The organism is Cutibacterium porci (assembly GCF_009696315.1).
Taxonomy (GTDB): domain Bacteria; phylum Actinomycetota; class Actinomycetes; order Propionibacteriales; family Propionibacteriaceae; genus Cutibacterium; species Cutibacterium porci.
In genome coordinates, this window is sequence record NZ_VUMG01000001.1 from 183,277 (window position 1) to 197,267 (window position 13,991).

Here is a 13,991-nt window from a genome sequence, read left to right on the forward strand (position 1 = left end):
AATCCCCGGAGTTCCGGGGATGGATCGGTATCGTTGACGATGCACGTTTGGATCGCAGGAGGTGGCAGTGTCAATCGACGACCCCGGCGACCGCTACCGCGATCCGGATGGCCTGAGCTCCTTTGAGGCCGACGATCTCCCTGATCTCTCTGCGGGGTCGTTCCTTGGCGGGCGTTACCGCCTCGACCAAGAGCTTTCGCACCCGGAATCGTCATTGATGTGGCGGGCCTTCGACACTAAGCTCCACCGCCCAGTGCTTATCCACGCTTTGGCCCCACATGGTCGTCGTACCCCTGCTGTCCTTGATGCTGCTCGGCGCGCTGCCGTTGCAACTGATTCACGCTTCTTGCGGGTCCTTGACGCCGTTGTTGCCGGACCGGGAGAACCTGCCTCGTGGATCGTCAGCGAGTACGCGCGAGGGAAGTCAGTCGAGGAGCTGCTAGAAACCGGGCCGCTATCGGCATTAGAAGCGGCTTGGATCGCCCATGAGATTGCTGATGCGATGGCCCCGTTGCATGCCCAGGGGGTCTTCCATGAGCGGATCAGCCCTGGCACCGTGTTGGTCACCTCAACCGGAAACCTCAAAATCAGTGGTCTCCTTATTGAGGCTGCACTGCATCCACGACCGGGCGACACTTCACGTCCCTGGCCTGACCGCGAGGCCGCTGATGTGACAGATATTGGCCGCGTCCTCTACGCCTGCCTGGTATCTCGATGGCCCAACGGGCAAGGGCACCGCCCTTCCGTAGAACGAGCAACGACTATGTCGTGGGGCCTGCCACCAGCGCCAACGGATGCTCATGGCTGGCTCACTCCTCGCGAGGTGCGCGCCGGGGTCTCTCCCGCCCTCGACATCCTCTGCGACCAGATCCTTGCCCAGGTTCCTCGCTATAACGAGGTGCCGTTGCGCACCGCTAACGAAATCGCGCAATCGCTGGGACGGACCCTAGGATCTGCCGACGCCGCCGCCGATTTGGAGCGCCGCATCCGTTTCCCTGTGGGCCCGGCGTCTCGGCTAGGAGACGAGCCATGGCACTCAGACGAGCCCTCAGAGCCAATGGCACCCCAGGATGCTGATCAGCCTGAGCGTGCTGAGGAGTACGGCCCTGACGAGGAAGGTTACTGGTCTCCGGAGGCTGCTGCCGGCGAGTGGGGCCGCCTCCCAGGGCCAGTGCCGTGGTCGAGCAATAACGACCCTGACACCACCCAGCTGACCCCCGACAATTGGTCAGAAGACGACAACGAGCGAGAGCTCGCAAAGGCCCGCCCCCACAATCGGCGCTGGCCTCCGTTCCTCATGGCTGCCGTAGCTGTCGTCATGGTTGTGTGCCTCATCGCGGTTGGGGTGCGTCATTCCGACAGCGGGGCCTCGCGGGGAGCCAGCCAACCAACAGCTGTCAGGGTCGCGCATGTTCAGGAATTCGATCCTGTCGAGGACGGCGGCGACGCTAAGGAGAACGACGAGCAGGTGAAGCTCGCTACCGACGGGGATCCTTCGACGGCTTGGCACACCGTCGTCTACCGAAACTCGGCGAAACTCGGGAACCTCAAACCCGGCGTCGGGCTCGTCGTCGATTTGGGTCAGGTAACAGAGATCACCTCGGTGAAGGTGCTATTGGTAGGTTCTGGCACGACTGTTTCGCTATGGAAACCCACCCATGACATTTCCTCGGGTGAGCCACCAATGACGACGATTAAGGACTGGACGCGCATTGCCGAAGAGTCGGGAGCCGGGACCACAGCGACATTGAAACCTTCGACGAGGGTTGAGACGAGACACCTGCTGGTGTACCTGACCGAACTTCCCCCGAAGTCGGCTGCCCGGTACCAGGGCGGGATCGCCGATATTGCCGTTACCGGCTCTTAATGGCCACCAAGGAAATACTCACAGCTGGCGTGGTGGGCAAGGCCGCGTGCAAAAACTCCCGACTCGCGGCCACATCCGGCCCTGGAGTTCCTGCCCCCGACCCGAGCTGACATTTTTCGTCACGAATGACCGCACATCTGAGGCATGACCACCGACTAACGCAACGGGGCCGTAACGCGGTACGCGTGCAACCGGGCGTAACCAGGTAGCGATGCCCAGGGCCGCGGAGCAATACGAGATAGGGCAATACGAGATGAGGCCACACGAGACACTGAACGCAGTGGTGCCCCGCGCACACCAGCGCGGGGCACCACCTGTCAACGGTCCATCAGGATCGGCGCAGGATCACTCCTTAACGTCGTCGTCCACCCAGTCGAATGTCTTGGTGACGGCCTTCTTCCAGTTGCGGAACAGACGCTCACGCTCACCATCGTCCATCTTGGGCTCCCAGCGCTTGTCCTCGGCCCAGTTGTCGGTGACGTCCTTCTCGCCCTCCCAGAAGCCGACAGCAATGCCAGCGGCGTAGGCGGCACCCAGAGCGGTGGTCTCGGCGACCACCGGGCGAACCACCGGCACGTTGACCTGGTCGGCCTGGAACTGCATGAGGGTCTCGTTAGCGGTCATGCCACCGTCGACGCGTAGCTCCGTGAGCGGCACGCCAGAGTCAGCGTTCATAGCCTCAAGAACCTCACGGGTCTGGAAGGCTGTCGACTCGAGCACTGCGCGGGCAATGTGGCCACGGTTGACGTAGCGGGTCAGGCCCACGAGAGCGCCACGGGCGTCAGGACGCCAGTACGGTGCGAACAGGCCGGAGAAGGCCGGCACGAAGTAGGCGCCACCATTGTCCTCGACGGTGTTGGCGAGAGCCTCGATCTCCGGGGCGGTCTCGAACATCTTGAGGTTGTCGCGCAGCCACTGGACCAACGATCCGGCGACGGCGATCGAGCCCTCCAGAGCGTAAACAGTGGGCTGGTCACCGATCTTGTAGCAGACGGTGGTCAGCAGACCGTTCTCGGAGAAGATAGCCTCCTCACCGGTGTTCATGAGCATGAAGCAGCCGGTGCCATAGGTGTTCTTCGCCATGCCCTTCTGGAAACAAGCCTGGCCGAAGGTGGCGGCTTGCTGGTCGCCGAGGATGCCCGAGATCGGGGTGTCGATCAGCAGGCCATTCTTGCGACCGTAGCCGTAAATCTCAGAGGAGGACTTGATCTCGGGAAGCATGGACTTCGGGATTCCCATGACCTCGCACATCGAGTCATCCCACTGCAGCTTGCGAACGTCCATGAGCATGGTACGGGAAGCGTTGGTCGGATCGGTGACATGTATGCCACCGTCAGTCCCGCCGGTCAGGTTCCATAGCACCCAGGTGTCCATGTTGCCGAAGAGCAGATCGCCTGCCTCGGCCTTCTCGCGAGCACCCTCGACGTTGTCGAGAATCCACTTGACCTTCGGGCCGGAGAAGTAGGTCGACAGGCCGAGACCGCAGATGTCCTTGTAGCGGTCGGGCCCCTCGTCGCCGGCCAGCTCGTTACAGATCTTCTGGGTACGGGTGTCCTGCCACACGATGGCGTTGTACACCGGCTCACCGGTGTTCTTGTCCCACACCACTGCGGTTTCACGCTGGTTGGTAATACCAACGGCAGCAAGCTGGTGGCGGTTGATGTTGGCCTTGGTCAAGGCGAGTCCGACGACGTCGCGAACAGCCTCCCAGATCTCGATCGGGTCGTGCTCAACCCATCCGGCGCGCGGGAAGATCTGCTCGAACTCCTGTTGGCCAACGGCCACAATCTGGCCAGAATGATTGAAGATGATGGCACGGGCTGAGGTGGTGCCCTCGTCAATGGCGAGTACAAACTTCTCGTCGCTCATGTTTGTTGCCTTTCTTGTCTGCATTGACGTGTATGAAAGATTACGACGACTGCGCAATCAGCATGTCCTGCGAGATGCCCACACTCACCAGAAAATGATGTAGGTGAGGGCAGCCAGGACAGCACCGATCAGCGGGCCAACGACCGGGACCCAGGCGTAGCCCCAATCGCTGCCACCCTTGCCCTTGATGGGCAGAACGGCGTGGGCAATACGGGGAGCGAGGTCACGGGCCGGGTTGATGGCGTATCCGGTGGGGCCACCGAGGGAGGCGCCGATGGAAACGATGAGCAGGGCAACGGCCAGCGGGCCGATCGTCACACCCTGAGTGAAGCCGGAGATGATGACCCACAGCACGAGGACCCAGGTGCCGATGACCTCAGTCAGGCAGTTCCAGAAGCCGTTGCGGATCTCAGGGCCAGTGGCAAAGGTGCCGAGCTTGAGGGCGGGGTCGCAGTCTTCGTCATAGTGCTGCTTGTAGGCCAGCCAGCAGAGGACAGCACCGACGAAAGCACCGGCGAACTGAGCAAGGATGTAGATGGTGATGTTGCCAGCCGTCGCCGGGATGCCAGGGGCCAGATCCTTGCCAGCGATGGCCAGACCGACGGTCACGGCCGGGTTCAGGTGTCCACCGGTCTTGTAGGCCGCGTAGACACCGAACATCACGCCGAAGCCCCATCCCCAGTTGATCTGGAGGGAACCGGGGGCGTTGCCGTGGCCCTTGCTCTTGGGAAGGAGGTTGTTGGCGACGACGCCACAACCCAGGAGAATGAGGATCAAGGTGCCCAAGAACTCCGACCCGAAGATCGTTGCGGCGGGCACCGCAGTTTCGAGAAGCATGAGGACTCCTTCGTCGTGGTGTCATCCATTGACACCGGTTTACTCGCCGGTGGCGGTCGATCCCGTAGGATTTAGGGAACGGGGACCGTCGTCCCGCCCTTGTGGGGGTTGGACGTGGCTCAGTCAAACATCAACGGCCCCACAGAATCGCGATTCTGCACTTATGTGCATGGTAAGGGGGGAGGCATGAACGAATTGTCCAACGATGTATGGACAGCTGCGTCCATGTATTACATGCAGGGCGAGACAATGGATGCCATCGCCAGCCATCTCGGCACGTCCCGTTCAACGGTGTCTCGGTTACTCAAGCAGGCACGTCAGTCCGGTGTTGTGCGCATCACCTTATCGGAGCCGACAGGGTTGCGAAGTGGGCTGGACTCCACCCTGACCAGGATGTTCGGAGTCAACACCACAGTTGTCCCCGTGAAGTCAGGGACCACTGAAATCCATCGCCTCGATCAGGTCGCCAGGATCGCGGGGCAGATGGTGACAGACATGGTTGAGGACAATTCCGCCGTTGGTATCGCCTGGGGCACAACTCTCGACGCGGTTACTCACTATGTGGTGCCTAAAGACGTCAAGGGGGTCCGTGTTGTCCAGATGAATGGGTCGGCAAACCCTGCGAGTTCAGGAATCCCGTACGTCGGGTCGATCCTGTCAAGGATGGCTGCCGCATTTGGTGGCGACGTTATTCATTTCCCGGTTCCGACGTTCTTTGATAGCGCATCAACAAAAGCTGCAATGTGGCAGGAACGTTCTGTCCAGGCCGTCCTCAAAGCACACCGAGAGCTCGATATTGCGGTTTTCGGTGTCGGAGCACTCGACAGCCCGGTTCCCTCTCACGTCTATTCGGCCGGTTACATTACCGATGAGGAAAAGGCGAATCTGGTGCATTCTGGGGTTGTCGGCGACGTCAACACGGTCTTCCTCAAGGCAGACGGCGCCTACGATGTCGAATTCAATAAGAGAGCGACCGGATTAGCTCCCTTCCAATTGCAGCGCATACCACGTCGGCTTTGTGTCGTTGCTGGACGGGCTAAAGCCATCGGGCTGCTGGCTGCCCTCCGAGCCCGAGTCGCGACCGACCTCGTCGTTGATGACGCGACCGCCCGCGCTGTTCTCGACCTCATGTGAGACCGCGTCTCGTGGTTCCCATGCCGAACTCCCGCAGCTCGTCGGCCGCGGGAGCCCTTGCCTACCGAGATCAGGACTTAGCCGTTCCCATGGTGACGTCAACGGTCGCCTCTTTGGAGCCACGAATGTAGCTAATTTTCGCCGTCTGACCGGCTTTGAGCGACCGAACAAGACCCACTAAGGATTCCCCCGAGGGTATTTCCGTATCGTCAATTTTAGTAATAACGTCGCCTTGACGCAGACCAGCCTTATCTGCAGCCGAGTTCGGCGTTACCGACGCGACCCCGGCCCCCCGAATCTTGACGTTAGATTCCACCGCATCAGCGTCACGAACCGAGATACCTAGGAAGGCGTGGGTGGCTTTACCAGTCTTAACAATTTGGTCAGCAATCGACTTCGCCAAGTTCGCAGGGATGGCGAACCCGATGCCAATGTTGCCCGATTGGGAACGGTCAGACGACGGCAAACTAGCGATCGAGGAATTGATACCCACAAGTTCGCCGTTTGCATTGACCAGCGCACCTCCGGAATTGCCCGGATTAATCGCGGCACTTGTCTGAATAGCATTGGTGACGACGACCCCCGACGAAGAGTCACGCGACCCTAGCAGGTCACCCGAATCATCGCCGTTTGTAGTCGTGACTGGGCGGTTAAGAGCGGAGACGATTCCGGTCGTCACTGATCCCGACAGACCTAGCGGGTTACCAACCGCCATAACCGGAGCCCCCACCGTCAACTTACTGGAGTCAGCGAACCTGATCGGCTTCATAGATGTGGGCGGATTCGTCACCCGGATGACAGCTAGATCAGTTGATGGGTCAGTGCCGACCACTTTGGCGTCATAAGTCTTGTTTCCCACAGATACCGTCAGCTGCCCGCCGGACGTGGCCCCGGAGACGACGTGGTTATTCGTGACGATGTTGCCGTTGGAATCGATGACGACGCCAGACCCTTCACCACCCCCGTTACTAGTAGTCACGGTAATGGAAACCACTGAGTTCGAGATTGCCGATGCAGTGGCCGTCCAGTCCGGGGCTGAAGACGAGCCCTGGACGACCTTAGTGACGGTATTCGGGGTGGCGGAAGCTGCGGTCACGACCGGAGCGTCATTTTTTGTCAGCGAACGATCGACGAGGCCACCTGAAACCCCGCCCACGGCCGCGGCCAACACCGCCGCGAGGACAATAGTCCCGCCCCGAAAGCCTTTGCGGCCGGAATACGACGGGGACTGCGGCGAGTCGGCATTTTTGTCACCCAAGTTCGGATCGGTAGCGGTAGGCCGCTCAGATGATTCCCACACCTGCCGTTGCGTAGCGGCTGAACTTCCCAATCCCGACCCGGACCCGTCGCTGCGTGACCAATAAGATTCATGTGCCCAGTCTTGGGCCTCCGGGTGCGAAGGGTATCCGCCCTCGCCGCTGGCATTCCGGAAAGAGTTGGTCTCATGGGGCTCTCGGGGATCATTCATCGACTCACTCATGACTCCCAGTTTCTACGATTCCGTCGAGGGTTTTCCGCATCGTACAAGGAGATCTGCTGTTGGCGGAGGCAGAATTGTGCCACGGTGTCACGCCCCTGACTGCCCCATCCGACCGTGGTCAGATCCACCATGGATCGCGTCAATCCCCAACCGGGAAATCCGCCGCCAGCCGACTTTGCCACCCTTCATCTCCACGGGAAGTGCTTAGGAAGGCCCCGACGCATTCACAAAGACGAGATCGGAGAAGTGCACCTCCACTGCTGGGTTCTCCCCTCTTCCGGTGTACAGCCCAATTCGTGGGCGAGAGGCCGCCGGCATCGTCCACGTGGCGCCCCACATCCCATGGCGACCGTCATGGCTGAGAGCCAATCAGTAGAGGTACTCACCGCCATAGCCGACGTGATGGGCAATACGCAGCGATGTCACACCCGCAGGTCGACCGACCACTGCCCCACCGTAATTGCGGAATCCATCAGCACCAGTGACCTCGCGTCCGTATTCGACGATGCGCGTTCCCTCGACAGCGACCTCGCCAAGGCCGATGCATCGCTTGATCCCGCCGGTCTCAGTGCCACGCGCATCTGCGGCCCATGAATGGTGACAACAAGAGTTCGCCACGATCCGTCCTTCGGGAACTCAGTTGACCCAGTCCACGAATCTCGTCTTGCCCTCGGCACACCGGAGTCCGCGTTCACCTCGACACTAACGTCGTCTGCCAGCTCTACAGAGATCGAGTTTTTCGGCAGCACATCCGCCTCCAGCCGCACGTCGTCCGTCGGAAGCCTCTTCCGTGAGACAACGACCTCGTGTTCGATATTCATGGCCTGGTTTACTTCTCCAGCATCAACCCGATGAGTATTGGTGAACTGCGACGAGGCATTCCACGGTTCTCCACCGAGTAAAGACGCTGTCACTGGCACGGGACTGGGTATATTAGAGGGTCCCGCACCACCGTTGACCATCGGCCAACCGTCAATCCACTCCAGGCGATCGACCAGGAGCGGACGTCGATTGGTCCCTCCGGCCTCCTCAAGCCATGGCCGCGTCCGATCCAGTGCGTGGTAGCGGAGGTAATCCTGCCCTGACGAATCCGTGAAAACGGCGTTATGACCAGCACCGATCCACTTGTTACCGTTCTGGGTCACGACGATGTTCCCACCTGACTTCGCCGTCGTCATGGCGATGCCGTCAGCATCGAGGAACAAGCTTAATGGCGACTGGCCACGTTCCACAAAAACTGAGTACCCAGTGCTCAGCCCGGCGCAACACTTCGCCGAGGACGCCATCAGATAGTACCCGTCACCATGTTTGACGACGTAGGGAGCCTCGTCCCGGCCAGAATGGGCAACCTGCACTGGTTTTGTCGCTAAAGATAGGCCGTCCGTAGCGGTTCGCGCGGCAAAAATCCCGCCATGGTACGAACCCCAGTAAAGGGTAATGAGTACCGTCGGCATCCGTGAATCCGGTCGGATCAATGGTCGAGAACCACCCGTCGCGTCCATCGGAGCGAGGAGGGACGAGCGGCTCCGGTTTCACTGTCCATGGCCCTGTTGGCGAGGGTGCCGTCGCAACGCCGATCGCCGAGTCATTCTTCCCAGCGTTGAGAGTTGTCTCCGTCACTGCGAAGTAAAGGACATACCGGTCACCGATACGACGAACGTCCGGGGCCCAGACCCCGGCTTCGGACTGATCCAGTCGGGCATGTCCTCCGAGGTGAGAAGCGGTCCGACATACGTCCAGTACTGCCAGTCTCTTGTCTTGGCAACATGGCCTAGGGCAGGGATCCCGCCAGCACGCAGCGGGTCTGACGTCGCATAGACGTACCACCAACCATCCACGCCCCCGATAGCTGACGGATCGGCCCAGGTGTCGGCAAAGCTACGCGACACTGGGTTGACGATCTGACCGGCAGCAATCGCCGGTTAGGCTCTAGCCGGTTACTGGCGTCACGGCTTATCACGATCAAACAGAGCCCCAGCACGAGCGTTGCGAGAGGCCTCGTCGACATCACCTCGTCACCCCTTGAGGCCGGAGCTAGCAATGCCTTCGATGATGTACCGCTGCAAGACGACGTAGATGATGAGAACCGGGACAGCAGCCATCGTCGCGCCAGCCATAATGACGGGGTAATCAATTGTGTAACTGCCTTGCAGGCGGGTCAGACCGACTGGAAGCGTGAGATTCGTGTCACTGAACAACACATAAATCGGCCAGACAAAGTCATTCCAGTTGCCCAGAAAAGACAGGACAAGCAGAGTTGCCAAGGCTCCCTTGGCGTTGGGGAGCACGATCTTGAAGAAGGTCGTGAATGGCCCAGCTCCATCAATCCTCGCACTCTCCTCGAACTCTTTCGGCAGCGCAACGAAAAATTGTCTGAGGAAGAACACCCCAAAAGCTCCTGCGGTTCCCGGAAAGATAATCGCGGGAAGCGAGTCCAACCACTGAAGCTTCGACATCAACTCGAAGTTCGGCATGAGGAAGATAAACCCCGGCACGAACATCGTCGACAGGACGATTGCGAATAGGACGTTCTTGCCAGGCAACCGCAGCCGGCCAAAGGCATAGGCAGCCATCGCAGCAAGCAAACAGGTCAGTACCGAATTGGCCGTTGCAGCCACAAATGAGTTCAGCACCCATCGAAGAACCGGACTCGCATCATCTAGAAACAACAACTGCTGGTAGGCGCGTAACGTCCAGGTATGTGGAAGGAATGTGGCCGGAACTTGCTGTGCCTCAATATTCGTCTTGAACGAGGTGAGGATCATGACCACGAGAGGCCCAAGGAAGATGATGGTAAGAATTACCATCACTACCCAGAACCACGGGTTTCTCCATGTCTTCCTCATGACACTTCGCCCTTCCTGGATCGGGCAATATAACGGAGCCGACGTCGACCCTTCGCCTCTTTATGATCGCGTGTGGCGTAATACTGCGCGATTGAGATCACAATGAGAATAGCGGCAAGGATGTAACTCTCAGCAGCGGCCTGACCAGCACGGTTCTGGCTGAATCCCAGGTCAGTGATCACCATGATTGCGGTTCGTGTCGACTCAGCCGGGCCACCCTGGGTAATGGTGTAGGACTGGCCGAACATATTGGCACTGGCCAACACCGTTGTGACAAGAACAAAGATCAGCACGGGACGCAGTCCTGGCATGGTCACGTACTTGAACTGCTGCCACTGCCCAGCACCGTCGATGGCAGCGGCTTCATATTGCTCCTGGGGGATATTAGCTAGACCGGCCATGTAAATCACTGCGTTGAACCCGATTGTCCACCAGACCGTGACACCAACCAAACCAATCCAGGCCCAGGGTTGGGAGGTGGTCCACTGAATATTTGAGTGAAAGATGGCATTCACTAGACCGAAGTTGCCGTCCAACAGGTATCTCCACATGACACCGATGACAGCGACACCGAGCACGTAAGGAGCAAAAAATATCGCCCGGAAGAACGTCCGCCCCGGAAACCTCATGTTCAGCAGAATTGCGAGCCCCAACGGAAGGATTACAAGGAAAGGTACGCTCGCCACCGTGAAGATACCGGTGTTTGCCATGCCTCGCCAAAACTGCTCATATTGCACCGATTGTGGGTCAAACAGGTCCGCATAGTTCTGCAATCCCACCCATGGACGTGCTGGGAGGGTGAAGTCCCAATCATGCAGACTGATCCAGATGCCATAAACCGCAGGGACGGCGACGAAAACCGTGAACACGACGAGGTAGGGAGCGAGGAAGACCAACGCAACACCCGCAGAGCCCTCAACGCTCTTACGTCTCCTCCTTGCAGTTCCCCCCGCTGAGACCGACATCACCGATACTTCTTTCGGTTTTCCGCAAGAATTTTATCGGCTCTGTCGGCAGACTCCTTCAGCGTCGACTCAATTCCCCTCCCACCAAGCATGATCTCGTTGACAGCGCGATAGAACTCACCAATGACATCGCTAATGCCAGGGACTGTTGGCGGAAACACCACGTCGTTAATTTGCTTGGCTAAGCTCGACTGGCCAGTCAGCTTGGCAAAACCGTCACTTTCGCGGACCGAGTTGCGTGCTGGAATCTGGCCACCCCTGGCCCACTCCAGCGATTGCTGGGAGACCCAATTGACGAACACTTTGGCAGCATCTGTACGGTTCGAATTACCGTCGCGCTGCGTCGGGATCGTGAACTGGTGAGAGTTGGCCCAGACAGCCTTACGCTCGCCGATCTGCGGCAACGGGGCAACCCCCCACTCCAAGTCTTTGTTCTCATCCAAAGTGTTAAGCGACCAAATGCCATTCCAGTTGAAAGCGGTCTTGCCGTTCTGAAGGGCGACGAAGTCCGCATCCTGTGCAACCTTGGCTGGGGAATACCCTTGCTTCACCAGATCCATCCACCATGTCATAGCCTTGATGCCCGGCTCCTCATGCCACGTCGCGTGGGAGGCGTCTTCCGAGAAGAGTCCTCCACCAAACTGGGACACCAAGCTGTAGACGCTCATCCCGCCGGTGAACTGGAACGGTGATGCCCAGTGGCCAGCAAACCCCTTGGACTTGAGTATCTCCAACGCAGACATGTACTCGTCATGGGTCTGCGGCGGCTTGTCGGGATCCAGCCCGACCTTGTCCATGACGGTGCTGTTGAAGAACAAGCCCATGGGATGGACGTCAAGCGGGATCGAGTACCGCGCATCGTGGTAGATTCCAGCCTCCCACGGCACCTTCGCAAAGTCGGAGCCCTTAAGATCAAGCGCCTTGGCAACATCGTCGAGAGGTTGGATGGATTTGCGGGCCGCCATGGTCGCCACTGAGTCAAGGTGGATGACAGCCACATTGGGTGCCTTGCCCGCCGTGACGGCAGTCGGGAGTTTCTTGTACAGATCGGTCCATTGCATGGACTGCATGGTGACCTTGATGTTGTCATGGCTGGAGTTGAAATTGTTGACTATCTTCTTCATAAAAGTGCCATCACCACCGGTGAAGCCATTCCAGAAGGTGAGCTCAACCTTGGGGCCGTCGTAGGTCTTTCCACCATTTCCCGATGTCTGGTCGTTCGCGGTGCCCCCGGCAGACTTGCCGCCACTGCAAGCAGCCAGGCCGACTACGGCACCAGCTGCCACTGCGCCGGAGAGGAATCCCCGCCGTGTCAGATTCTCAATCATGCTGTGTTCTTCCTTCCCTGTCGGCCAGATCGACATCGATCCACCCGTTCCGACAACTAGTTGTCCTCGTTGGACAAGATCTTCAGCCGCAGGCAGTTCCAGCTCGCCGGATTGGCATCGAAAGTGAGAGTCGCTGACGTGATGTCGCATCGGGCGTTGTGCGGTTCAACTCGGTTTGGTTGGTCTGCGGTGTTGACGGCTGCAATGTCCTCGTCGTCAAGAGCGAGACACTCAACAACCGTGCAGTCACCGAAGGGCCTCAGATCGATCCGTACCCGAGTGCTCTCGTGAAGGTCACGATTCGCGAGGAAGACCGCAAGATCATGGCTCTCGGCATCCCAAGTCGCCACGGTCCACAGCTGATCGGCTTCTCCCCATCGTTGTGTGGAGATTGTCGGCCCCTCACAGCGAGTATCAAGAACTACCCCACGAGCGTGTCGTGACATCAACGCGAATGGATGGAAGATCGTCTGCCGCCAGGCGCGACCACCCTCTTCAGTACGAATCGGAGCGATGACATTGGCAAGCTGCGCCTGACATGCGACACCAATTCTGTCCGTATGCCGTAGCAGGGTGATGAGGAGGGAGCCCACGACCATCGCATCAAGAACCGAGTAAGTGTCCTCGATGAGGTGCGGCGCATGCACCATACCGATCGAGTTCTCTCCATCAAACCGGCTCTGGTACCAGACGTTCCACTCGTCGAAGGAAATCTTGAGTCGACGGTCACTGTGATGCATGGCCGCTACGTGGTCAAGCGTGGCGACGACATCGCGGATGTACCTTTCCATATCCTCTGCACAACAGGCGAAAGAGACGGCATCATCATCTATGGGCTCGTAGTAGGCATGGGCTGACACCATGTCAAGGTTGTCGAACGCTGCATCGACGACGATGCGTTCCCAGCGCCCGAACGTCGGCATGGCCCGCGCTGACGAGCCAGACGCGATGAGGGACAGCTTGTCGTCGAATCGGTGGAAGGCATTGGCCACCTCGGTCACCGTCCGGGCGTATTCCTCGGGAGTCTTGTGGCCCATCTGCCAAGGCCCGTCCATCTCATTTCCCAGGCACCAGGTTTCGACGCTCCATGGATCTTCCCACCCATGGCTCTTGCGCAACTGCGGTAGACGGGTGTCGGTATCTCCGTTAACGTACTGTAAGAATTCCATGGCCTCGCTGAGCCCGCGCGTCCCAAGATTGACTGCAAGCATGGGCTCGATGCCCATTCGCCGACACCACGCGAGAAACTCATTCGTGCCGACGGTGTTGGGTTCAATCGACCGCCACGCAAAGTCAAGGTTCCTTGGCCGTTCCTCGAGCGGTCCAACGCCGTCCTCCCAACGATAGTTCGAGACGAAATTTCCGCCGGGATAGCGCAGAACCGTAACTCCCAGTTCCTTGACCAGCTCTGCTACATCACGACGAAATCCGTGGGAATCAGCCTCAGGATGGTTTGGTTCAAAGATGCCGGTATAGACACAGCGGCCCATATGCTCAACGAAACTACCGAAGATCCTCCGGTTCACCTCTCCCACCTGATAAGCGGGATGGACGTGGACGGTCGTTGTCCTCATGGGTATCTCTCCTATGCGACGACACCGTTGCCGTCTCCCTAGCTTCTTTACATCGTTGTAACCCATTATTACAACGATGTAAAGAAGTGCG

11 protein-coding genes and 1 pseudogene are annotated in these 13,991 nt (G+C 59.0%); 2 read left to right on the forward strand and 10 right to left on the reverse strand.

The window, feature by feature from the left end:
• The first annotated feature begins 73 nt into the window (after positions 1–73).
• The gene (locus FYJ43_RS00790) at positions 74–1,867 is read left to right on the forward strand and encodes a protein kinase family protein (RefSeq protein WP_326833296.1); all 1,794 of its coding nucleotides are present in this window, start codon (positions 74–76) and stop codon (positions 1,865–1,867) included.
• Positions 1,868–2,212: 345 nt separating this feature from the next.
• Here FYJ43_RS00790 and glpK read toward each other — a convergent pair whose 3' ends face one another.
• On the reverse strand, positions 2,213–3,760 hold the full coding sequence (gene glpK, locus FYJ43_RS00795) for a glycerol kinase GlpK (RefSeq protein WP_154561129.1): 1,548 nt from the start codon (positions 3,758–3,760) through the stop codon (positions 2,213–2,215).
• A gap of 60 nt (positions 3,761–3,820) precedes the next feature.
• Positions 3,821–4,573: an MIP/aquaporin family protein gene (locus FYJ43_RS00800; protein WP_154561131.1), complete on the reverse strand. Its 753-nt coding sequence runs from the start codon at positions 4,571–4,573 to the stop codon at positions 3,821–3,823.
• A 186-nt stretch (positions 4,574–4,759) separates the two neighbouring features.
• Between FYJ43_RS00800 and FYJ43_RS00805 the strand changes: the two genes are divergently transcribed.
• The gene (locus tag FYJ43_RS00805; RefSeq protein ID WP_154561133.1) at positions 4,760–5,707 is read left to right on the forward strand and encodes a sugar-binding transcriptional regulator; all 948 of its coding nucleotides are present in this window, start codon (positions 4,760–4,762) and stop codon (positions 5,705–5,707) included.
• Positions 5,708–5,777: 70 nt separating this feature from the next.
• Here FYJ43_RS00805 and FYJ43_RS00810 read toward each other — a convergent pair whose 3' ends face one another.
• The 8 genes and pseudogenes from FYJ43_RS00810 to arfA form a co-directional block, all read right to left on the reverse strand.
• Positions 5,778–6,803, reverse strand: coding sequence for a S1C family serine protease (locus tag FYJ43_RS00810; protein ID WP_326833297.1), 1,026 nt, complete (start codon positions 6,801–6,803; stop codon positions 5,778–5,780).
• An 806-nt stretch (positions 6,804–7,609) separates the two neighbouring features.
• Positions 7,610–8,641, reverse strand: a complete 1,032-nt coding sequence (locus tag FYJ43_RS00815) for a family 43 glycosylhydrolase (protein WP_195839847.1) — start codon at positions 8,639–8,641, stop codon at positions 7,610–7,612.
• A 34-nt stretch (positions 8,642–8,675) separates the two neighbouring features.
• Positions 8,676–8,882 (reverse strand): annotated as a pseudogene (locus FYJ43_RS12520) (family 43 glycosylhydrolase); the annotation flags it as partial.
• Positions 8,804–9,076, reverse strand: coding sequence for a glycoside hydrolase family protein (locus FYJ43_RS11975; RefSeq protein WP_195839893.1), 273 nt, complete (start codon positions 9,074–9,076; stop codon positions 8,804–8,806). The gene FYJ43_RS11975 and the pseudogene FYJ43_RS12520, both read right to left, overlap by 79 nt.
• Before the next feature lie 126 nt (positions 9,077–9,202).
• The gene (locus FYJ43_RS00825; protein WP_154561137.1) at positions 9,203–10,033 is read right to left on the reverse strand and encodes a carbohydrate ABC transporter permease; all 831 of its coding nucleotides are present in this window, start codon (positions 10,031–10,033) and stop codon (positions 9,203–9,205) included.
• The gene (locus FYJ43_RS00830; RefSeq protein WP_154561139.1) at positions 10,030–10,998 is read right to left on the reverse strand and encodes a carbohydrate ABC transporter permease; all 969 of its coding nucleotides are present in this window, start codon (positions 10,996–10,998) and stop codon (positions 10,030–10,032) included. The genes FYJ43_RS00825 and FYJ43_RS00830 overlap by 4 nt, the downstream gene beginning before the upstream one ends.
• Entirely contained in the window at positions 10,998–12,326 is a 1,329-nt protein-coding gene (locus FYJ43_RS00835; RefSeq protein ID WP_154561141.1) for an ABC transporter substrate-binding protein, read from the reverse strand. Before FYJ43_RS00835 ends, FYJ43_RS00830 begins: the two co-directional genes overlap by 1 nt.
• A 56-nt stretch (positions 12,327–12,382) precedes the next feature.
• Positions 12,383–13,900, reverse strand: coding sequence for an arabinosylfuranosidase ArfA (gene arfA, locus FYJ43_RS00840; protein ID WP_154561143.1), 1,518 nt, complete (start codon positions 13,898–13,900; stop codon positions 12,383–12,385).
• Positions 13,901–13,991: the final 91 nt, after the last annotated feature.

Excerpts from the sequence above, each read along its gene's own strand:
- glpK (WP_154561129.1), bottom strand. The coding sequence starts at position 3,760 with ATGCAGACAAGAAAGGCAACAAACATGAGCGACGAGAAGTTTGTACTC.
- FYJ43_RS00800 (WP_154561131.1), bottom strand. The coding sequence starts at position 4,573 with ATGCTTCTCGAAACTGCGGTGCCCGCCGCAACGATCTTCGGGTCGGAG.
- FYJ43_RS00805 (WP_154561133.1), top strand. The coding sequence starts at position 4,760 with ATGAACGAATTGTCCAACGATGTATGGACAGCTGCGTCCATGTATTAC.
- FYJ43_RS00815 (WP_195839847.1), bottom strand. The coding sequence starts at position 8,641 with ATGCCGACGGTACTCATTACCCTTTACTGGGGTTCGTACCATGGCGGG.
- FYJ43_RS00825 (WP_154561137.1), bottom strand. The coding sequence starts at position 10,033 with ATGAGGAAGACATGGAGAAACCCGTGGTTCTGGGTAGTGATGGTAATT.
- FYJ43_RS00830 (WP_154561139.1), bottom strand. The coding sequence starts at position 10,998 with ATGTCGGTCTCAGCGGGGGGAACTGCAAGGAGGAGACGTAAGAGCGTT.
- FYJ43_RS00835 (WP_154561141.1), bottom strand. The coding sequence starts at position 12,326 with ATGATTGAGAATCTGACACGGCGGGGATTCCTCTCCGGCGCAGTGGCA.
- arfA (WP_154561143.1), bottom strand. The coding sequence starts at position 13,900 with ATGAGGACAACGACCGTCCACGTCCATCCCGCTTATCAGGTGGGAGAG.